Source organism: Streptomyces sp. 4N124 (assembly GCF_052245395.1).
Taxonomy (GTDB): domain Bacteria; phylum Actinomycetota; class Actinomycetes; order Streptomycetales; family Streptomycetaceae; genus Streptomyces.
On sequence record NZ_JBQQBS010000076.1, the window covers coordinates 1 to 20,918 of the forward strand.

14 protein-coding genes, 1 tRNA gene and 1 rRNA gene are annotated in these 20,918 nt (G+C 69.2%); 13 read left to right on the plus strand and 3 right to left on the minus strand.

Features of this window, described 5'->3' with window-relative positions; all coding sequences use genetic code 11:
* Position 1: 1 nt before the first annotated feature.
* The 3 genes from rrf (at position 2) to ACTWQO_RS43205 (ending at position 1,055) form a co-directional block, all read left to right on the plus strand.
* A 5S ribosomal RNA gene (rrf, locus tag ACTWQO_RS43195) occupies positions 2 to 118 on the plus strand.
* A 114-nt stretch (positions 119 to 232) separates the two neighbouring features.
* On the plus strand, positions 233 to 895 hold the full coding sequence (locus tag ACTWQO_RS43200) for a DegT/DnrJ/EryC1/StrS family aminotransferase (RefSeq protein ID WP_443242885.1): 663 nt from the start codon (positions 233 to 235) through the stop codon (positions 893 to 895).
* An 84-nt stretch (positions 896 to 979) separates the two neighbouring features.
* Positions 980 to 1,055: transfer RNA gene (locus ACTWQO_RS43205), tRNA-Thr, on the plus strand.
* Between the two features lie 47 nt (positions 1,056 to 1,102).
* Here the strand turns inward: ACTWQO_RS43205 and ACTWQO_RS43210 are convergent.
* Complete coding sequence (locus tag ACTWQO_RS43210) at positions 1,103 to 3,853, minus strand: SpoIIE family protein phosphatase (RefSeq protein WP_443242855.1); 2,751 nt, start codon at positions 3,851 to 3,853, stop codon at positions 1,103 to 1,105.
* A 374-nt stretch (positions 3,854 to 4,227) separates the two neighbouring features.
* On the opposite strand from ACTWQO_RS43210, the gene ACTWQO_RS43215 reads away from it, so the two are divergent.
* The 10 genes from ACTWQO_RS43215 (at position 4,228) to ACTWQO_RS43260 (ending at position 19,183) form a co-directional block, all read left to right on the plus strand.
* Entirely contained in the window at positions 4,228 to 9,717 is a 5,490-nt protein-coding gene (locus ACTWQO_RS43215; RefSeq protein WP_443242856.1) for a HAMP domain-containing protein, read from the plus strand.
* A 318-nt stretch (positions 9,718 to 10,035) separates the two neighbouring features.
* Positions 10,036 to 10,722 carry a response regulator gene (locus tag ACTWQO_RS43220; protein ID WP_155058323.1) on the plus strand — a complete coding sequence of 229 codons (687 nt, stop codon included), beginning with the start codon at positions 10,036 to 10,038 and terminating at the stop codon, positions 10,720 to 10,722.
* Between the two features lie 141 nt (positions 10,723 to 10,863).
* Positions 10,864 to 13,581 carry a DNA translocase FtsK gene (locus tag ACTWQO_RS43225; RefSeq protein ID WP_443242857.1) on the plus strand — a complete coding sequence of 906 codons (2,718 nt, stop codon included), beginning with the start codon at positions 10,864 to 10,866 and terminating at the stop codon, positions 13,579 to 13,581.
* A gap of 263 nt (positions 13,582 to 13,844) precedes the next feature.
* Positions 13,845 to 14,678: a helix-turn-helix domain-containing protein gene (locus tag ACTWQO_RS43230; RefSeq protein WP_443242858.1), complete on the plus strand. Its 834-nt coding sequence runs from the start codon at positions 13,845 to 13,847 to the stop codon at positions 14,676 to 14,678.
* A gap of 93 nt (positions 14,679 to 14,771) precedes the next feature.
* The gene (gene rimO / locus ACTWQO_RS43235) at positions 14,772 to 16,244 is read left to right on the plus strand and encodes a 30S ribosomal protein S12 methylthiotransferase RimO (protein ID WP_443242859.1); all 1,473 of its coding nucleotides are present in this window, start codon (positions 14,772 to 14,774) and stop codon (positions 16,242 to 16,244) included.
* Positions 16,241 to 17,005 (plus strand): CDP-diacylglycerol--glycerol-3-phosphate 3-phosphatidyltransferase, encoded by a 765-nt coding sequence (gene pgsA / locus ACTWQO_RS43240; RefSeq protein WP_443242860.1) that lies wholly within the window; start codon positions 16,241 to 16,243, stop codon positions 17,003 to 17,005. The genes rimO and pgsA overlap by 4 nt, the downstream gene beginning before the upstream one ends.
* Complete coding sequence (locus ACTWQO_RS43245) at positions 17,002 to 17,547, plus strand: CinA family protein (protein ID WP_443242861.1); 546 nt, start codon at positions 17,002 to 17,004, stop codon at positions 17,545 to 17,547. The genes pgsA and ACTWQO_RS43245 overlap by 4 nt, the downstream gene beginning before the upstream one ends.
* 109 nt (positions 17,548 to 17,656) lie before the next feature.
* Complete coding sequence (locus ACTWQO_RS43250) at positions 17,657 to 18,037, plus strand: helix-turn-helix domain-containing protein (protein ID WP_328355504.1); 381 nt, start codon at positions 17,657 to 17,659, stop codon at positions 18,035 to 18,037.
* A 186-nt stretch (positions 18,038 to 18,223) separates the two neighbouring features.
* Positions 18,224 to 18,694 carry a Dps family protein gene (locus tag ACTWQO_RS43255; protein WP_443242862.1) on the plus strand — a complete coding sequence of 157 codons (471 nt, stop codon included), beginning with the start codon at positions 18,224 to 18,226 and terminating at the stop codon, positions 18,692 to 18,694.
* Positions 18,695 to 18,904: 210 nt separating this feature from the next.
* Positions 18,905 to 19,183, plus strand: a complete 279-nt coding sequence (locus tag ACTWQO_RS43260; RefSeq protein ID WP_443242863.1) for a hypothetical protein — start codon at positions 18,905 to 18,907, stop codon at positions 19,181 to 19,183.
* On the opposite strand, the gene ACTWQO_RS43265 is transcribed toward ACTWQO_RS43260, so the two are convergent.
* Together ACTWQO_RS43265 and ACTWQO_RS43270 are read right to left on the minus strand one after the other, a co-directional pair.
* On the minus strand, positions 19,131 to 19,895 hold the full coding sequence (locus ACTWQO_RS43265) for an SDR family NAD(P)-dependent oxidoreductase (protein ID WP_443242864.1): 765 nt from the start codon (positions 19,893 to 19,895) through the stop codon (positions 19,131 to 19,133). The two genes, ACTWQO_RS43260 and ACTWQO_RS43265, sit on opposite strands and share 53 nt — an antisense overlap.
* A gap of 78 nt (positions 19,896 to 19,973) precedes the next feature.
* Entirely contained in the window at positions 19,974 to 20,813 is an 840-nt protein-coding gene (locus tag ACTWQO_RS43270; protein WP_443242865.1) for an Fpg/Nei family DNA glycosylase, read from the minus strand.
* Positions 20,814 to 20,918: the final 105 nt, after the last annotated feature.

Below are 20,918 nucleotides of genomic sequence, written 5' to 3' on the forward strand. Positions count from 1 at the left end.
TTTCGGTGGTCATAGCGTGAGGGAAACGCCCGGTTACATTCCGAACCCGGAAGCTAAGCCTTACAGCGCCGATGGTACTGCAGGGGGGACCCTGTGGGAGAGTAGGACACCGCCGAACAAAATTTGAATGGGTTGGACCCGGAACTTCGGTTCCGGGTCCAACCCTTTTTTGTTTTGCGTTACTTGAAGTTCACGTTGCGCAACGAGCATCCGCAGCATGGGTACTGCTGCAATGCTCCGGGCGGCCGGCGTCGGAGTCGGTGACGAGGTCGTCGTCCCGGCGTTCGGGAACGTGGAGGTCGCCGAAGCGGTGGCGATGGCCGGTGCGCTGCCGGTGTTCGCCGATATAGACCCGGTGACGTACTGCCTGGACACGTCCGCTGCCGAGGCGGCCGTAAGTCCGCGGACAGCGGCCCTGGTTGTCGTACACCGCTTCGGTCGGCCGGCGGACATCGCGCGGCTGCATGAGCTCGGGCAGCGGCATGGGCTGCTGGTGCTGGAGCAGGGGGAGTCCGAGGTGCCCTACGTCGAGGTTGCTCAGCGCAGGGAGCGTGCCTCCTATCTCGATGCGAAGTTGAGGGGTGTGCTGACGCCCGATGGTGGTGACGGGCATACCTACCAGCAGTACGTCGTGCGGGTGCCGGGGAACGGGCGGCCCGACCGGGACGCCTTCGCCCGGGCCTTGCGGGCCAGGGGAGTTGAGTGCCGGGTGCCGGTGAAGACGCCTGTGCATCGGCTGCCGGAGTTCCGTCGGTGTGTGTCTCTTCCGGAGACCGAGCGGGCCGCGGACGAGACGTTGGCGCTGCCTGTGGACGCGTCGTTGACGAAGCGGGACATGCAGCGAATAGTGTCCGCGTGCAATGCCCTCGGGGGACTGCTTCAGCCCGCCTTCTGACAGGAAGAGCCAGGTTGGGAGCACAGGTTCGTTCGGGGTATGATCTATCCCGTCGCCGCGAGGGAAACCTCGGGAACGCGACAGGCCCCTATAGCTCAGTCGGTAGAGCGTCTCCATGGTAAGGAGAAGGTCAACGGTTCGATTCCGTTTGGGGGCTCCAGTGAAAAGGCCTCCCGCCCATCGGCGGGGGGCCTTTCTGCTGATGTCCTAGTCCTTGTGGAGTCCCGGGACTCGCATCGCCAGGATCGCCATGTCATCGGACGGGGCGTCGGACGCGAAGCGCTCCACCGCGCGCATGATGCGGGCCGCGACGGCGCCGGCCGTGAGGCCCGTGCAGGTGGTGAGGACGTCGGTGAGGCCGTCGTCGCCCAGCATGCGGCTGCCCTCGCGGCGTTCGGTGACGCCGTCCGTGACGCACAGGAGGACGTCGCCGGGGTCCAGGGTGACCGTCTGCTCGTACAGCTCGAGGTCCTCCATGACTCCGAGGAGCGGCTGGGGTTCGGCGGCCGGTTCGACCGTGCCGTCCTGGCGGAGGCGGAGGGGGAGCGGGTGGCCGGCGCAGACCACCTTCAGCTCCGCGCTGCCGTCGTCCTGGGGGCGCATCTCGCCGTACAGGAGCGTCAGGAAGCGGCTGCGGGCGCCCTCGTCGAGGATGGCGGAGTTCAGGCGCTCCAGGACCGCCGGGCCGCTGAGGCCCTCGCGGGCGAGCAGGCGCAGGGCGTGCCGGGCCAGGCCCGTGACCGCCGCCGCGTTCGGGCCCGTACCGCAGACGTCTCCGATGGCGAAGCCGTAGGCACCGTCGCTGATGGGGAAGACGTCGTAGAAGTCGCCGCCGACCTCGTTGCCCTCGCCGGCCGCTCGGTAGATGACCTCGACCTCGACGCCCTCGATGTCGGGGAGTTCGGGCGGCAGGAGGCTGCGCTGGAGGGACTGGCTGATGGCTGTGCGCTCGGAGTAGAGGCGGGCGTTGTCCAGGGCCAGGGCGGCTCGGCGGGACAGGTCCTCGGCCAGTTCCAGGATTTCCTGGCGGAAGTGTTCGTCCGTCGGCTTGCCGAGAGTCAGCATGCCGATGACGCGGTTGCGGGCCACGAGGGGCAGGACCACGGTCTCGCCGCCGACCGCCGAGGCCGTGGCCAGCGTCGGGCCGATGCCCGAGCTGACGCGCGGGATGGGCTCGCCCAGGCCGAGGCTGCGCATGGACGTGCGCAGCGCCGCCTGGTGGGCCGACTCCGCGGGGGCGGACCAGACGCGGGCGCCGGGCGTGGGCACGGGATCCGGCGGGGCGATCTTCGAGAGCAACGACTTGATGCCGTCGATGAGTTCCTCGTCCTCGTGCAGGACGTACGACAGATACGGCTCCGAGGCCTGGTCGGCGATCGTGTAGACCGCACACCAGGTCGCGAGGGTCGGGACCGTCATCTGGGCCATGAGGGCGAGTGTCTGGTCGCGGTCGAGTGTGCCGGCGAGCAGGTCGGAGGCCTCTACCAGGAAGCTCAGCGAGCCTCGGCGCAGGCGCTCCAGTTCACCCAGACGGGCCGACTCGACGGCCAACGCGATGCGGTCCGCGGCGAATTGGAGGCGCAGTGCCTCCTCGTTCGAGTATCTGCCGGGGCCCTCCGCGGCGACGCCCAGGGAGCCGGTGAGGCGGCCTTCGACCTTCAGCGGGACGGTGACGACGGAGCGCATGCCGGTGCCGCTCAGCAGGGGTACGGCGCCGGGGACCATGGTGAGGTCCTCGTGGACCGCCGGCATGCGGGCCGAGCCGTAGCGGCCGGGGCCCGCCTCGACGGGGACGCGGGCGAAGCGCTGGCGGGCGGAGGGCAGGCCGGTGGAGGCGCGGACCTCCAACTCCGTTTCGTCGTCGGTGGCGAGGAGCAGGAACGCGCTGTCGCCGTCGAGCATGTCGCGGGCGCGTTCCACGGTGCGCTGGAGGAGGCCGTCGAGGTCGTCCGGGGGCGGGGAGCCGATGAACACCTCGAAGGGGTCGGTGTTCTGGCCGTCCGGGCCGGTGGTGGCGTCGGAAGGGAGGCGCAACGGCGTCTGCAGGACGGCGCGTTCGTGGTCCCGTACGAGAAGGCAGACCGTGGACGGTTCGCCGCCGGTGTCGCGGACCCGGAGGTGGGAGGCGTACACCGGGGTCACCCGGCCGTTGGCGCCGCGGATGCCGTAGCTGCCTTCCCAGCGCGAGAGTTGGAGCGCCTCCGCGATGCCGGTGCTGGTGCCCGGGGTGTGCGGCCAGGCCGCGAGGTCGGTGAGGGGCTTGCCGTTGACTTGTTCGGAGGCGTAGCCGAAGAGTTCCTCGGCGTCCTCGTTCCAGGCGGAGATGCAGCCCGTACGGTCGATCTGGACGACGGCGACGCGGACGCGGCCGTCGGCCAGCGGCAGGAGGTCGGCGGGGAGCGAGGGGCCTGCCGTGCGGGTGCCCACCGCACGCTCGGGGAGGTCGAGTTGGAACCAGACCTGCTTGTGCGTGGGCGTGTACTCGACGCCCCAGCGTCCGGCCAGCGCCGCGCACAGCTGGAGCCCGCGGCCGCCCTCGCGGTCCGGGCTGCCCATGTTGACGGCGGAGCCCTGGAGCGGGATCTCGCGCTCCGGGTAGCGGTCGGCGACCTCGATCCGGACGCCGTCGTCGCTGCGCAGGCACAGGACGTCCGCGGAGGTGCCCGCGTGCACCACGGCGTTGGTCACCAGCTCGCTGGTGAGGACCACGGCGTCGTCGACGATGTCCGCGAAGCCCCAGCCCTGGAGCGTGTCGCGGACGAAGGCGCGGGCGGTCGCGACCGATCGCCCGACGGGCTCGAAGCTGGCGGCCGCGCGCGCGGTGATCACAGAACTCCTCGACCGGTTGTCGACGTGCAGGGCTCCGTGGCCGACCGGCTCCCGTCGCGTTTGCGACGGCAGGCCGTCGGTCGGCCGGGGGTCCGGGGGATGTCCCCCCGGGATCAGTCCGGTGGTCATGGTGCGGCCGCCCCTCCGATGCCCGCTCGTTCTCGTGCCACCGCCCAGGCCGGACGGACCGGCGCGGCTGGACAGCCGCATGCAAGGTTACTTACCTTCCCCGTCCATGCGGATGCCGGTCTGCAGTGTTTCCGTCCGGAGGGTGTGCGGACGGTGTGGGAAGCTGCCGAACTGTTATGGCCGGGTTCAGCAAGGGTGAAACACTGGGCAAGCTTCTTGTGAAGGTCCGGACAGGCAGAGTGAGATCCGCCTCCGGCGGGCAGCAGCCCCGGGTGTGGCCTGGTATATCCGGCAGGAATACGCAGTAGTAACTGGTACGCCGAGCAGCAGTACCGGATCACAGCAGCAACGGTCGACCCCTGCGGGAGGGACAAGTGGAGTCTGGCGCAGCGACGCGGGGCACTAAAACGCGCGCGAAAGGCGGACAGTCCCTGAGTAACCAGCGCAAACCGCGGGGCGGGACCACCGCGGTCGACACGGCGTCCCTGGACAGACTGCTGGCGGCCCTCGTGTCCATGCGGGACGGGAACTTCCGCAAGCGGCTCACGGTGTCCGGCGACGGCGTGATGTCCGAGATTGCCGCGGTCTTCAACGAGGTGGCCGACCGCAATCTGCACTTGACGGGTGAGTTGTCGCGCGTGCGGCGCATGGTGGGTCGTGAAGGCAAGCTCACAGAACGGCTGGAATCAGGCGCCTGTGAGGGCTCCTGGGCGGCCGCCATCGACCACTCGAACGCCCTGGTCGACGATCTCGTACGACCGGTCTCCGAGGTCGGCCGGGTGCTCTCGGCGGTGGCCGAGGGTGATCTGTCGCCGCGCATGGAGCTGCGGACGCAGGCGCCGGACGGCACCACGGGGCAGCCGCTGCGCGGGGAGTTCCTGAAGGTCGGGCGGACGGTCAACAATCTGGTCGACCAGCTGTCGACCTTCACCGACGAGGTCACGCGTGTGGCCAGTGAGGTCGGGACCGAGGGCAAGCTGGGCGGGCAGGCCCAGGTGCGCGGTATGTCGGGTTCGTGGAAGGACCTCACGGATTCCGTCAACACCATGGCGTACCGGCTGACGGCCCAGGTGCGGGACATCGCGCTGGTGACGACCGCGGTCGCGAAGGGTGACTTGTCCCGGAAGGTCACGGTTCACGTGGCCGGCGAGATGCTGGAGCTGAAGAACACCGTCAACACGATGGTGGACCAGCTGTCCTCCTTCTCCTCCGAGGTGACGCGAGTCGCACGCGAGGTGGGCACCGAGGGTGAGCTGGGCGGGCAGGCGCAGGTGCCGGGTGTGGCCGGCGTGTGGAAGGACCTCACCGATTCGGTGAACCTGATGGCCGGCAACCTGACGGCCCAGGTGCGCGGTATCGCGCAGGTGACGACGGCGGTCGCCAACGGTGATCTGTCGCGGAAGGTGACGGTGTCGGCGCGCGGCGAGGTCGCGCAGCTCGCGGACACGATCAACCAGATGACCGAGACGCTGCGGATCTTCGCCGACGAGGTCACGCGCGTGGCCAACGAGGTCGGTGCCGAGGGGCAGCTGGGCGGTCAGGCGAATGTGCCGGGCGCGGCGGGGACGTGGAAGGACCTGACGGACTCCGTCAACACGGTCTTCCGGAACCTGACGACCCAGGTGCGGGACATCGCCGCCGTGACGACGGCCGTGGCCAGCGGCGACCTGTCGCAGAAGGTCACCGTCGACGTGGCCGGCGAGATGCTGGAGCTGAAGAACACCGTCAACGGGATGGTCGACCAGCTGTCGTCCTTCGGTTCCGAGGTCACGCGCGTGGCGCGGGAGGTCGGTGTCGAGGGTGAGCTGGGCGGTCAGGCACAGGTGCCGGGGGCGGCGGGGACGTGGAAGGACCTCACGGACTCCGTCAACACCGCGTTCCGGAATCTCACCGGACAGGTGAGGAACATCGCCCAGGTCACGACCGCGGTGGCCAACGGTGACCTGTCGCAGAAGGTCACCGTGGACGTCTCCGGCGAGATGCTCCAGCTGAAGAACACCGTGAACACGATGGTGGATCAGCTGTCGGCCTTCGCGGATCAGGTGACCCGGATGGCCCGGGACGTGGGCACGGAGGGCCGGCTGGGCGGGCAGGCCGTCGTACCGGGCGTGTCCGGTACGTGGAAGGAGCTCACCGACTCCGTCAACTTCATGGGCGGCAACCTCACCTCGCAGGTGCGGCAGATCGCCCAGGTGACGACGGCGGTGGCCCGGGGTGACCTGTCCCAGAAGATCGACGTCGACGCGCGCGGCGAGATCCTGGAGCTGAAGAACACCATCAACACGATGGTCGACCAGCTCTCCGCCTTCGCCGACCAGGTGACCCGGGTCGCCCGCGAGGTGGGCACGGAGGGCCGCCTCGGCGGTCAGGCGCAGGTGCCCGGCGTCGCCGGTGTGTGGCGCGACCTGACCGACTCCGTGAACGGAATGGCAGGAAACCTCACCGCCCAGGTGCGCAACATCGCGCAGGTCGCGACGGCGGTGGCCCGGGGTGACCTCTCCCAGAAGATCACCGTGGATGCGCGCGGCGAGATCCTGGAGCTCAAGAACACGCTGAACACGATGGTGGACCAGCTGTCGTCGTTCGCGGAGGAGGTCACCCGGGTCGCCCGCGAGGTGGGCACGGAGGGTGAGCTGGGCGGTCAGGCCGAGGTGCAGGGTGTCTCCGGCACCTGGAAGGACCTCACCCAGTCCGTGAACTTCATGGCGAACAACCTGACCATCCAGGTGCGTCAGATCGCCGAGGTCACGACAGCCGTCGCCAAGGGCGACCTGTCCAAGAAGATCACCGTCGACGCGAAGGGCGAGATCCTCGAACTCGTCACCACCGTCAACACGATGGTCGACCAGCTGTCGTCCTTCGCCGAGCAGGTGACCCGCGTGGCCCGCGAGGTGGGCACCGAGGGCATCCTGGGCGGCCAGGCGCACGTACCGGGCGTTACCGGCATCTGGAAGGACCTCAGCGGCAACGTCAACCTGATGGCCAAGAACCTGACCATGCAGGTGCGGAACATCTCCCAGGTCGCGGCGGCCGTCGCCAACGGTGATCTGACGCGGACGGTGACGATCGAGGCGCGCGGCGAGGTCGCGCAGCTCGCGGACACCTTCAACACCATGGTGAAGACGCTGAGTTCGTTCGCCGACCAGGTCACCAAGGTGGCCCGCGAGGTGGGCACGGACGGCATCCTCGGCGGGCAGGCGCACGTACCGGGCGTGGCCGGCACCTGGAAGGACCTCACCGAGTCCGTGAACCAGATGGCGTCCAACCTGACCGGTCAGGTGCGCAACATCGCCATGGTCACGACCGCCATCGCCAAGGGTGACCTGACCAAGAAGATCGACATCGACGCCCGCGGCGAGATCCTCGAGCTCAAGACGACGATCAACACGATGGTCGACCAGCTGTCGTCCTTCGCCGAAGAGGTCACCCGAGTCGCCCGCGAGGTGGGCACGGAAGGCCAGCTCGGCGGTCAGGCACGCGTGCGTGACGTCGACGGAACCTGGCGGGACCTCACCGAGTCCGTGAACGAAATGGCAGGAAACCTTACTCGGCAGGTACGTGCCATCGCGCGCGTGGCGACCGCGGTGACCCGCGGTGACCTGAACCTGAAGATCGACGTCGACGCCTCCGGCGAGATCCAGGAACTCCAGGACTACATCAACAAGATGATCGCCAACCTGCGCGACACCACCATCGCCAACAAGGAGCAGGACTGGCTCAAGGGCAACCTCGCCCGTATCTCCGCGCTCATGCAGGGCCGCCGCGACCTCGACGACGTGGCCTCGCTGATCATGAGCGAGCTGACGCCGGTGGTCTCCGCACAGCACGGCGCGTTCTTCCTCGCCATGCCGCTGCTCGACGGCAAGGACATCAGCAGCGGTCAGGAGGACGCGTACGAGCTGCGCATGCTCGGCTCGTACGGCTACTCGATGGGCTCCATGCCGACGTCGTTCCGGCCCGGTGAGGCGCTGATCGGGACGGCCGCCCAGGAGAAGCGCACGATCCTCGTGGAGAACGCGCCGAGCGGCTATCTGAAGATCTCCTCGGGGCTCGGCGAGGCACCGCCCGCGCAAGTGATCGTGCTTCCGGTGCTGTTCGAGGGCAAGGTGCTGGGCGTCATCGAGCTGGCCTCCTTCACGCCCTTCACACAGATCCAGAAGGACTTCCTCAACCAGATCGCCGAGATGATCGCGACCAGCGTCAACACCATCTCCGTCAACACCAAGACCGAGGTGCTGCTGAGGCAGTCGCAGGAGCTGACCGAGCAACTCCGCGAGCGGTCGGCGGAGTTGGAGAACCGGCAGAAGGCCCTCCAGGAGTCCAACGCCGAACTGGAGGAGAAGGCCGAGCTGCTGGCCCAGCAGAACCGCGACATCGAGGTCAAGAACACGGAGATCGAGGAGGCGCGGCAGGTCCTGGAGGAGCGCGCCGAGCAACTCGCCGTCTCCATGCGCTACAAGAGCGAGTTCCTGGCGAACATGTCGCACGAGCTGCGTACGCCGCTCAACTCGCTGCTGATTCTGGCCAAGTTGCTCGCCGACAACGCGGACTCCAACCTCACTCCCAAGCAGGTGGAGTTCGCCGAGACGATCCATGGCGCCGGTTCCGATCTGCTCCAGCTGATCAACGACATCCTCGATCTGTCGAAGGTCGAGGCGGGCAAGATGGACGTCTCGCCGACGCGGATCGCGCTCGTCCAGCTCGTCGACTACGTGGAGGCCACGTTCCGCCCGCTGACCGCGGAGAAGGGCCTCGACCTGTCCGTACGGGTGTCTCCGGAGCTGCCCGCCACGCTGCACACCGACGAGCAGCGGCTGCTCCAGGTGCTGCGCAACCTGCTGTCCAACGCGGTGAAGTTCACCGACTCCGGATCGGTCGAGCTGGTGATCCGGCCGGCCGGCGCGGACGTCCCGCTGGCGATTCGCGAGCAGCTCCTGGAGACGGGCTCCCTGCGTGACGCGGACGCGGATCTGATCGCGTTCTCGGTGACCGACACGGGCATCGGCATCGCGGCCAGCAAGATGCGGGTGATCTTCGAGGCGTTCAAGCAGGCGGACGGCACGACCAGCCGGAAGTACGGCGGTACGGGTCTGGGGTTGTCGATCTCGCGGGAGATCGCTCAGCTGCTCGGCGGCGAGATCCACGCGCAGAGCGAGCCGGGCCGCGGCTCGACGTTCACGCTGTATCTGCCCCTGCACCCGAGCGAACTGCCGCCGCAGGGCTACCAGCAGGGGCTGCCCGTACTGGAGGCCGGTGACCTGGTGGCGGCCGCGTCCCGGGCCGCGGCCGATCGGAAGGAGCTGTCCGAGGTGGAGGTCGAGACGCCGGCCGAGGTGAGGTCGTACCGCGAGACGCAGAACGGCGCCGCCGCGCTCTTCCGGCGTCGGCGCAGGGCCACGCCCATCGAGGCGGCCGAGCAGTCGGGGCAGGAGCGCTGGGTCGCCGACGACCAGGCCACGGCGCCGCGGTCGCACCGGGGCATCCGGTTCGGCGGGCAGAAGGTGCTGATCGTCGACGACGACATCCGCAACGTCTTCGCGCTCACCAGCGTCCTGGAGCAGCACGGCCTGTCGGTGCTGTACGCCGAGAACGGGCGTGAGGGCATCGAGGTCCTGGAGCAGCACGACGATGTGGCGGTCGTTCTGATGGACATCATGATGCCCGAGATGGACGGGTATGCGACGACGACGGCTATCCGAAGGATGCCGCAGTTCGCCGGCCTGCCGATCATCGCGCTCACCGCGAAGGCGATGAAGGGCGACCGGGAGAAGGCGATCGAGTCGGGTGCCTCCGACTATGTGACGAAGCCGGTCGACCCCGACCATCTGCTGGCGGTCATGCAACAGTGGATGAGGGAGGAGTGACGAGAACCGTCGGGGCGCGAGGCGAAGCGGCGGGGAAGTAGTGGGAACCTTCGGTGTTCACCCGGAGTTGCTGACGCAGTGTGGCCGTAGCCGTGTAGAAGTACGGGATACGGGGAACCTTCTGGTCTCCTGCTGCGTTTCTGCTACGTGCACAGTGACATCGCGGTGACAGGGTGTGGCGACAGGCAGGGTGCGGCTACCATGACCGGCACAAGGACGGGCGGCGCAAGGGAGTCGTCCCCTGGGGCGGCGCGCACCGGCGTCACCCCAAGTCCTGAGGACAGGGGAGGCCCCAAGCCGGGGCGAGGAGGGCGGGCCATGGTGCAGAAGGCCAAGATCCTCCTGGTCGATGACCGGCCGGAGAATCTGCTGGCGCTGGAGGCCATCCTCTCTGCGCTCGATCAGACGCTGGTGCGGGCATCGTCCGGGGAGGAAGCGCTCAAAGCACTGCTGACGGACGACTTCGCGGTCATCCTGCTGGACGTGCAGATGCCGGGCATGGACGGTTTCGAAACCGCCGCGCACATCAAGCGGCGAGAACGGACCCGGGACATCCCGATCATCTTCCTCACCGCCATCAACCACGGCCCGCATCACACCTTCCGCGGCTATGCGGCGGGCGCGGTCGACTACATCTCCAAGCCCTTCGACCCGTGGGTGCTGCGCGCGAAGGTCTCCGTCTTCGTCGAGCTGTACATGAAGAACTGCCAGCTCCGGGAGCAGGCGGCCCTGCTGCGGCTCCAGTTGGAGGGCGGCGGAGGCAAGACCGCGGTCGGCGAGGCGAAGGAGCCGGCCGGGCTGCTCGCCGAGCTGTCGGCGCGGCTCGCGGCCGTCGAGGAGCAGGCCGAGGCGCTGTCCAAGCAGCTCGACGACGAGTCCGCGGACGCGGCGGCCGTGGCCACGGCCGCGCACCTGGAGCGCAAACTCACCGGCCTGCGCCGGGCGCTGGACGCTCTGGAGCCGGGCACGGGCAGTGGAGCCCCATCGGTGCCCTCGCAGAACTGACGCCCGCCGCAGACGCAGTTGTAGCTGCGTGCACGTGGTGTTTGAGCGCGCGTCAGTTTCCCGCCCCGGCAAGGGCGACACGAACGGGTGAAGCAGTGGGCACACGTGTCCGCTGCCGTCTCCACCGGTAACCTCACACCTATGGCCTCACGTCCCTCCGCAGCCAAGAAGCAGCCCTCGAAGAAGGCTGCCGCTTCGGCGAAGGCTCCGGCGAAGAAGGCCGCCGCCAAAAAGGCCCCGGCGAAGAAGGCGCCCGCCAAGAAGGCCGCGGCCAAGAAGCCCGCGCCCAAGCCGGCGCCGAACCCCACCGGGGGCATCTTCTGGCTCGTGCGCGCGATCTGGCTCGGCGCCGCGCACGCCGTCGGCGCGGTCTTCCGCGGCATAGGGAAGGGCGCGAAGAACCTCGACCCGGCGCACCGCAAGGACGGCATCGCCCTGCTGCTGCTCGGACTCGCGCTGATCGTGGCCGCGGGGACCTGGTCCAACCTGCGCGGTCCCGTCGGCGACTTGGTCGAAATCCTGGTCACCGGCGCCTTCGGCCGCCTCGATCTGCTGGTGCCGCTGCTGCTCGCCCTCATCGCCGTGCGCTTCATCCGGCACCCCGAGCAGCCCGAGGCCAACGGCCGCATCGTGATCGGCCTGTCCGCGCTCCTCATCGGCGTGCTCGGCCAGGTCCACATCGCCTGCGGCGCGCCCGCCCGCAGCGACGGCATGCAGGCCATAAGGGCAGCCGGCGGTCTCATCGGCTGGGGCGCGGCGACCCCGCTGACGTACGCCATGGGTGAACTGCTCGCCGTACCGCTGCTCGTGCTGCTGACGATCTTCGGGCTGCTGGTCGTCACGGCGACCCCGGTCAACGCCATCCCGCAGCGGCTGCGGCTGCTCGGCAGGAAGCTCGGGCTCCTCCACGACCCGGCCGACGACGAGGACGAGTTCTTCGACGACGACGAGCGCTACGACGACCAGTGGCGGGACGCGCTGCCCGCGCGCCCGCGCCGGCGCAGTCCCAAGCCCGAGGCGTACGACCCCGACAGTGCGGAGCAGGAGGCTCTCTCACGGCGTCGCGGTCGCCCGAGGCGCTCCGCGGTGCCCAAGCCGGCGATGGACCGGCAGATGGACGCCGTGGACGTCGCAGCCGCCGCCGCTGCCGCGCTGGACGGGGCCGTCATGCACGGCATGCCGCCCTCGCCGATCGTCGCCGACCTCACCCAGGGCGTGAGCGTGGGCGACCGCGAGGCCACGCCGACCCCTACACCGACGCCTGTCCCGGCCGCCCGGCCGAAGCAGGAGAAGCTCAAGGCGGACGTACCGGATCTCACGAAGTCCGCCCCCGACGAGATCCGCGATCTGCCGCCGCGCGCCGAGCAACTCCAGCTCTCCGGAGACATCACCTACTCCCTGCCGTCGCTCGACCTCCTCACGCGCGGGGGCCCCGGTAAGGCGCGCAGCGCCGCGAACGACGCCGTCGTCGCCTCGCTCACCACCGTCTTCTCCGAGTTCAAGGTCGACGCGGCCGTCACCGGCTTCACGCGCGGGCCGACGGTCACGCGGTACGAGGTCGAGCTCGGCCCCGCGGTGAAGGTCGAGCGGATCACCGCGCTGACGAAGAACATCGCGTACGCCGTCGCCAGCCCGGACGTGCGGATCATCAGCCCGATCCCCGGCAAGTCCGCGGTCGGCATCGAGATCCCGAACACCGACCGCGAGATGGTCAACCTCGGCGACGTCCTGCGGCTCGCGGCGGCAGCCGAGGACGACCACCCGATGCTGGTCGCGCTCGGCAAGGACGTCGAGGGCGGCTATGTGATGGCGAACATCGCGAAGATGCCGCACGTCCTGGTCGCCGGAGCCACCGGTTCGGGTAAGTCCTCGTGCATCAACTGCCTGATCACGTCGGTCATGGTGCGAGCGACCCCCGAGGACGTGCGCATGGTCCTCGTCGACCCCAAGCGCGTCGAGCTGACCGCCTACGAGGGCATTCCCCACCTGATCACGCCGATCATCACCAACCCGAAGCGGGCCGCCGAGGCGCTCCAGTGGGTCGTACGGGAAATGGATCTTCGGTACGACGATCTGGCGGCGTTCGGATACCGGCACATCGACGACTTCAACCAGGCCATCCGCGACGGCAAGCTCAAGACGCCGGAAGGCAGCGAGCGGGAGCTCAAGACCTATCCGTATCTGCTGGTGATCGTCGATGAGCTCGCCGACCTGATGATGGTCGCGCCGCGGGACGTCGAGGACGCGATCGTGCGGATCACGCAGCTCGCGCGCGCGGCCGGTATCCACCTGGTGCTGGCCACGCAGCGGCCGTCGGTGGATGTCGTGACCGGTCTGATCAAGGCCAATGTGCCCTCCCGGCTGGCCTTCGCGACGTCGTCGCTGGCGGACTCGCGGGTCATCCTCGACCAGCCCGGTGCCGAGAAGCTGATCGGCAAGGGCGACGGCCTGTTCCTGCCGATGGGGGCGAACAAGCCGACGCGTATGCAGGGCGCCTTCGTGACCGAGGAAGAGGTCGCGCTCGTCGTCCAGCACTGCAAGGACCAGATGGCGCCCGTCTTCCGGGACGACGTCACCGTGGGCACCAAGCAGAAGAAGGAGATCGACGAGGACATCGGCGACGACCTGGACCTGCTGTGCCAGGCGGCCGAACTGGTCGTCTCCACGCAGTTCGGGTCCACCTCGATGCTCCAGCGCAAACTGCGTGTCGGCTTCGCCAAGGCGGGGCGGCTGATGGACCTCATGGAGTCCCGGGGTGTCGTCGGACCGAGCGAGGGGTCCAAGGCACGTGATGTTCTTGTGAAACCTGACGAGCTGGATGGCGTGCTGGCCGTGATCCGTGGGGAGTCTGACGGGTAGGAACCAGGTCGCAGTGGTCACCTTGCGTGTGGATGCGCGGCGGGCCGATGTTCAACCGTGACCCACCCGTAAGGGATCATTGAGCAACTGTTTCCCTTCGACGTACGTCAAGTTGAGGGAAGCGAAAAGCTTGTGCCCCACCATCGGGATGCCCGGCCATTCCGATGGCGTACAAAGTCCCACCGCCCGGTTGCCCCACCCTTTCGCACCCCCCCTAGACTGAACCTCCAGCACAGGTGGCTATACGCTCGAAAGGCGCCCCCGTGTCCATCGGCAACTCCCCTGAAGACGAGCGTCCGTTCGAAGACGACCGCGAGGAAACCCGCCTTTCGATCGGCCGTGCCCTTCAGCAGGCACGCATCGCGGCCGGGCTGACCGTCGACGACGTCACCAACGCCACCCGGGTCCGCCTGCCCATCGTGCACGCCATCGAGGCGGACGACTTCGGCCCCTGCGGCGGAGACGTGTACGCCCGCGGTCACATCCGGACCCTGGCCAAGGCCGTCGGCATCGACCCGGCCCCGCTGCTCGCCCAGTACGACGCCGACCACGGCGGGCGTCCGGCGCCGACCCCGGCGGCCCCGCTCTTCGAGGCGGAACGCATCCGCCCCGAGCGGCGCGGGCCCAACTGGACCGCGGCCATGGTCGCCGCGATCGTCGCCGTGGTCGGCTTCGTCGGGTTCACCGCGTTCAAGGGCGGTGACGGCGGCGGCGACAAGACCCAGGTCGCCGAAGGGTCCACGCCCTCGACCGGCAAGACCGCCTCACCCACGCCGACCAAGCCCGACGAACCCAAGCCCGACCCGACGGACAGCGCCATCGCGGCCGCGCCCCAGGACAAGGTGACCGTCCAGGTCAGCGCCGCCGACGGCCGCAGCTGGATCTCGGCCAAGGACCACAACGGCCGGCTGCTCTTCGACGGCCTGCTCAAGCAGGGCGAGTCCAAGACCTTCCAGGACAACGAGAAGATCAACCTCGTCCTCGGTGACGCCGGCGCGATCCAGCTCTACGTCAACGGCAAGAAGATCGACGAGGACTGGCAGCCGGGGGCGGTCGAGCGGCTGACGTACACGAAGGGCGATCCGCAGGTCGGATAAGCGGTCGCATCGGGTTAAGCACTCACGGGGTTGGCCAAGATCGGCCAACCCCGTCGACGTGGGGTGTCAGTGGGACGAAGTAGTCTTGAGCCCATGCCTGAACGCCGTACCGTCGCACTCGTCACCCTTGGCTGCGCCCGTAACGAGGTGGACTCGGAGGAGCTCGCAGGCCGCTTGGAGGCGGACGGCTGGGAACTCGTCGAGGACGCCGGGGACGCGGATGTCGCCGTCGTCAACACCTGTGGCTTCGTCGAAGCCGCCAAGAAGGACTCCGTCGACGCCCTGCTCGAAGCCAATGACCTCAAGGGGCATGGCAGAACCCAGGCCGTCGTGGCGGTGGGCTGCATGGCCGAGCGGTATGGCAAAGAGCTGGCGGAGGCACTGCCGGAGGCCGACGGCGTGCTCGGCTTCGACGACTACTCGGACATCTCCGACCGGCTCCAGACCATCCTGAACGGCGGCATCCACGCCGCCCACACCCCGCGTGACCGGCGCAAGCTGCTGCCGATCAGCCCGGCGGAGCGCCAGACGGTGTCCGACGTCGCCATCCCCGGCCATGGCGCTCCGGCCGACCTACCGGAAGGTGTGGCTCCGGTCTCCGGGCCGCGTGCGCCCCTGCGCCGCCGGCTGGACGGCTCCCCGGTCGCCTCGGTGAAGCTCGCCTCCGGCTGTGACCGGCGCTGCTCCTTCTGCGCCATCCCGTCCTTCCGCGGCTCCTTCATCTCGCGCCGGCCCAGCGATGTGCTGAACGAGACGCGGTGGCTGGCCGAGCAGGGCGTCAAGGAGATCATGCTGGTCTCCGAGAACAACACGTCGTACGGCAAGGACCTGGGCGACATCCGGCTGCTGGAGTCCCTGCTGCCGGAGCTCGCCGAGGTCGACGGCATCGAGCGGGTGCGCGTCAGCTATCTGCAGCCGGCCGAGATGCGCCCCGGGCTCATCGACGTCCTGACGTCGACTCCGAAGGTCGCGCCCTACTTCGACCTGTCCTTCCAGCACTCCGCCCCGGACGTGCTGCGAGCGATGCGCCGCTTCGGCGACACCGACCGCTTCCTGGAACTGCTCGACACCATCCGGAGCAAGGCCCCGCAGGCCGGCGTGCGCTCCAACTTCATCGTGGGCTTCCCCGGCGAGACCGAGGCCGACCTGGCCGAGCTGGAGCGCTTCCTGAACGGCGCGCGGCTGGATGCCATCGGCGTCTTCGGCTACTCCGACGAGGAGGGCACCGAGGCGGCGACGTACGACCACAAGCTGGACGAGGACGTCGTCGCCGAGCGACTGGCACATGTCTCCCGGCTGGCCGAGGAACTCGTCTCGCAGCGCGCGGAGGAGCGCGTGGGCGAGACCGTGCATGTGCTCGTCGAATCGGTCGACGACGAGGAGGGCGCGTACGGCCGCGGTACGCACCAGGCTCCGGAGACGGACGGCCAGGTGCTGCTCACGAGCGGCGAAGGCCTCGGCGTCGGTCGTATGGTCGAGGCGAAGGTGGTCGGTACGGAGGGTGTCGACCTGGTGGCCGAGCCGCTGCAGGGCTCGCTCGGATACGGAGAGGAGGCGACCAGATGACCGGAGTCCCGGCGTCCGCCGCGGGCGGCTCCGCCAAGGCGAAAGGACCGGTGACCTCGGCCGCGTCCGTCTCCGGGGGTGCTTCCGCGTCCGTCTCCGGTGGTCCCTCCGGCGCATCGGGCGGTGCCAAGTCGGCGCGGGGTGGAAAGAAACTGGCGGCCGCGGCCGTCGATCAGGCCAGCGTCTGGAACATCGCCAACCTCCTGACCATGCTCCGGCTGGTCCTCGTCCCCGGCTTCGTCGCGCTGATGCTGGCCGACGGCGGCTACGACCCGGCGTGGCGTTCGCTCGCCTGGGCGGCCTTCGCCATCGCCATGATCACCGACCTGTTCGACGGTCATCTGGCGCGCGCGTACAACCTCGTCACCGACTTCGGGAAGATCGCCGACCCCATCGCCGACAAGGCGATCATGGGCGCGGCGCTGATCTGTCTGTCCGCTCTCGGTGATCTGCCCTGGTGGGTGACGATCGTCATCCTCGGCCGGGAACTCGGGATCACCCTGCTGCGTTTCATCGTCATCCGGTACGGCGTCATTCCGGCGAGCCGCGGCGGCAAGCTGAAGACCCTCACCCAGGGCATCGCGGTCGGGATGTATGTCCTGGCGCTCACGGGATGGCTCGCCACCCTGCGGTGGTGGGTGATGGCGGCGGCCGTGGTTCTGACCGTGGTGACCGGGCTCGACTATGTGAGACAAGCCATTGTGCTGCGCAGGCAGGGAATCGCCGAGCGCAAGGCCGCGTCGGAGGAGGCGGACGCATGAATTCCGCAGCCGCCGAGCTGGTGCGACTACTCACTGTGAGAGGTGAGACGCTGGCTGTCGCCGAATCCCTGACCGGTGGGCTGGTTGCGGCGGAAATCACAGCGGCACCAGGAGCGTCCAAGGCCTTCCGCGGATCGGTGACCGCTTATGCCACCGAGCTGAAGCATGAACTGCTCGGTGTCGACGCCACCCTGCTGGCGCAGCGGGGAGCGGTGGATCCGCAGGTCGCGGCCCAGATGGCGGCAGGAGTGCGCAAGGCGCTGGGCGCCGACTGGGGCCTCGCGACGACCGGTGTCGCTGGTCCGGAACCCCAGGACGGGCAGCCCGTCGGCACGGTTTTCATCGCCGTCGACGGCCCCTTCACAGCGGACTCCACGGCTACCGGTGGCGGGAAAGTGGCCTCGCTGCGGTTGAACGGCCAGCGGGCGGAAATTCGTATGGAGAGTGTACGGAGCGTACTCGCTCTGCTCCTGCAGCAGCTTGCGAGCGAACAGACCGGGAATGAGCGGGCACAGGATACGGAACAGAACGGGGGGTTTTGATGTTTGCAGCCCTGAGTGAACACGACATCGCTCCCCGCACGGCCGCGGCGCAAGGCGGTACGGTGGGGCGTGAAGGATGCGGCTACGCGGTCCGAGGAGGGAGCCACCGATGATTCTGCTCCGTCGCCTATTGGGTGACGTGCTGCGTCGGCAGCGCCAACGCCAGGGCCGTACTCTGCGCGAAGTCTCCTCGTCCGCCCGAGTCTCACTCGGCTATCTCTCCGAGGTGGAGCGGGGGCAGAAGGAGGCTTCCTCCGAGCTGCTGTCCGCCATCTGCGACGCGCTGGACGTACGGATGTCCGAACTCATGCGGGAAGTGAGCGACGAGCTCGCACTCGCCGAGCTGGCCCGGTCCGCTGCGGCCACTTCGAGCGAGTCCGTACCCACGTCGGTGCGTCCGATGCTGGGTTCCGTATCGGTGACCGGTGTGCCACCGGAACGGGTGACCATCAAGGCGCCCGCCGAGGCCGTGGACGTGGTTGCCGCGTGAGTCATGCGCGTACGCGCATGAGCTGACGAAGTGTGTGAAGCCCCGGTCGGGGCTCCGCCGGGAAGATCCGGGGGAGCGCTGCCGGGGTTTTCTCGTGCCTCACGTGTCCCCTTTGGTCCGTTTGCCGGTGTCGGGTGGGGCGGTCATGGTGGAGAGATGTGACGGGGCGACCCAACGGAGGTTCGGATGTACGTCGTCAAGAGCCCGCTGTCCGACGCGGATCTGAAGACCGTGTCCGAGGCGCTGCAGGGCGCCCTCGTCGACCTGGTGGACCTCGCCCTGGTGGCCAAGCAGATCCACTGGAACGTGGTCGGCCCGCGCTTCCGCTCCGTCCATCTTCAGCTCGACGAGGTCGTGGCCCTGGCCCGGACGCACTCCGACACCGTCGCCGAGCGCGCTTCGGCGCTGGGTGTCTCGGCGGACGGGCGTGCCGCGACGGTGGCGGTCGGCAGCGGCATCGGTCCGGTGCGCGAGGGCTGGGTCACGGACGGCGACGCGGTGGCCACGCTGGTGGATGCCCTGGGCGCGGTGATCACTCGCATGCGGGAACGGATCGGGGCGACCGCCGAGCCCGATCCGGTCAGCCAGGACATCTTCATCGGGGTCACCGCGGACCTGGAGAAGCATCACTGGATGTTCCAGGCCGAGAACGGGTGACGTGGAGGTGCTCGCGGGATGTTCCGAGCCGCAGGTCCGTGACGTGGTCGTGCTCGCGGGTTGATCCGGGCCGCGAGCTTGAGGTCGCCGTGCTTGGCGGGGTCGTGCCTCCCGGCTGTGACGGTATTGGCCTGTGCTGCATCCGTGTGCCGTGGGTGCGCCCTTCCGGCGGGTGAGGCGGCCCCCTAGCGTCGGGCCGGAGGTGGAGCCATGACGGGGTCGATAGTGCGCTGGGGGGCGGTCCTCGGGCTCGGGGCGCTGTGGTGGTGGGCCGTGCTGCGGCTCGCGCTGGCGCCCGATGCCGGGGTGCTGGAAGGCGCCGTCGCCGCCGGGGGGTGGGGGTTGAGCCTGCTGCCGGTGCACTGCGTGCCGAAGACGCGGGCGGTAGGCGCCGTGCGGGCCGGGCGCTGGCGGGAGGCTTGGCGGGTGGCCCTCGCTACCAGGGCATCGCCACCCCGCCGTTCGGGCGCAGGATCTGGCCCGTCGTGAACGCCGACGCGTCCGACGCCAGATGCAGGACCGCGTGGGCGACGTCCTCCGGCTCGCCGACCCGGCCCAGTGGCGACCTCCGGGCCATCAGCGACTCGGTGTGCGCCTGGGCCTCGCTGTCGTGGCGGTCTGTCATGGGCGTGCGGATCCAGCCCGGAGCGACCGCGTTGACGCGAATGCCGTGCCGGCCGACCTCGGCCGCCAGTGTCTTCGTCAGCTGGACCACGGCCGCCTTGGCTGCGCCGTAGCAGAGCAGGCCGGGCCCGCCGGTGTCGACGGCTCCCGACGCCATGGTGACGATGCTGCCCCTGATCTGCTGGGCGAGCATCAGCCGGGCGGCCTCCTGGCAGGCGTACAGCACACCTTTGAAGTTGACGTTCAGCACGCGGTCGAGGTCTTCGTCCCTGGTGTCCAGGACAGGGCTGCTGTGCATGATTCCCGCGACCGCGGCCATGACGTGCAGATGCTCGCAGGAGTGGACGGCCTGCTGGAGCTGCGCGCGGTCGGTGACGTCGAGGGCGTGGGTGTGGGCGGTGCCGCCGGTGTCCTTGATCAGGGTTGCCGTCTCGTGCAGGCCCTGTGTGTCGCGGTCCGCGCAGTGCACGGTGGCTCCCGCCTCCGCGAGCAGGACCGCCGAGGCCCGGCCGATTCCGCTGGCGGCCCCGGTGACGAATGCGGTGCGTCCGGTGAGGTCGTACGCCTTGACGGGCATGAAGGGACGGTACGAGGGTTTCTGACGGGTCGTCAATTAGTTGGACGGGGGCGGGTTCCGTCGCATCGACCGGTTCGTTCAGTCGTACGAGGGTGGGTTCCGTCTCCTGCGAGGGGCGCCGGGCGCCGGGGCGGGGCCCGTCTGGCAGGTCGGGCACCAGTACGTGGGGCGTTCGCGGCGGCCGTCGCCCTGGTCGGCCACGCGGATCGGGGTGTGGCAGCGGAGGCAGGGGCGGGGTGCGCGGCCGTACACGAAGAGGTCCTGGCCGCGGCGGCCCGTGGTGGTGCGGGCAGGGCGGTCGCGGTTGGCCTCCAGGAGCTGTTTGGCGAGGGCGGGGAGCTGTGCGGCGTGCTCGGTGGGGAGGGCGCCGATGGGGAGCCAGGGGGTGGCGCCGAGCAGGAAGCAGAGCTCGCTCTTGTAGACGTTGCCGATACCGGCCAGATTGCGCTGGTCGACCAGGGCCTCGCCGAGGGGGCGGGCGGGGTCCGCGAGGAGGTTGACCAGGGCGCGGTCGGGGTCCCAGTCCGGGCCCAGGAGGTCGGGGCCGAGGTGGCCCACGGCCCGGTGCTCGTCGGTCGTGCGGAGGAGATCCAGGACGGGGAGGCGGTAGCCGACGGCTGTGTGGGCGGCTGCGCCGAGGATGGCGCGGATCTGGTGAGCGGGGCCGCCGGTCCAGCGCTGGCCCGCGTCGAACACCTTCCAGGAGCCGTCCATCCGCAGGTGCGAGTGGAGGGTCAGGCCGCCCTCGATGCGGGCGAGCAGGTGCTTGCCGCGGGGAGTGACCTCCAGGACGGTCCGGCCGGTGAGGTCGACGGTGGCGAATTTGGGGACCCGGAGTTCGCTCCGGGTCAGCATCTGGCCCGCGAGCGCGCCGTGCAGGCGCCTTGCGGCTTGCCAGACGGTGTCTCCTTCGGGCATGTGGGTCCGTTTCTCCTTCGGGGGCTGTCCCCTTTGACGGGGTTGCCTTGGTGCTCCGACGAGGCTGCCGTCGTGGTGCTCTGATGCCGTGCCCGGCGTGCGGGT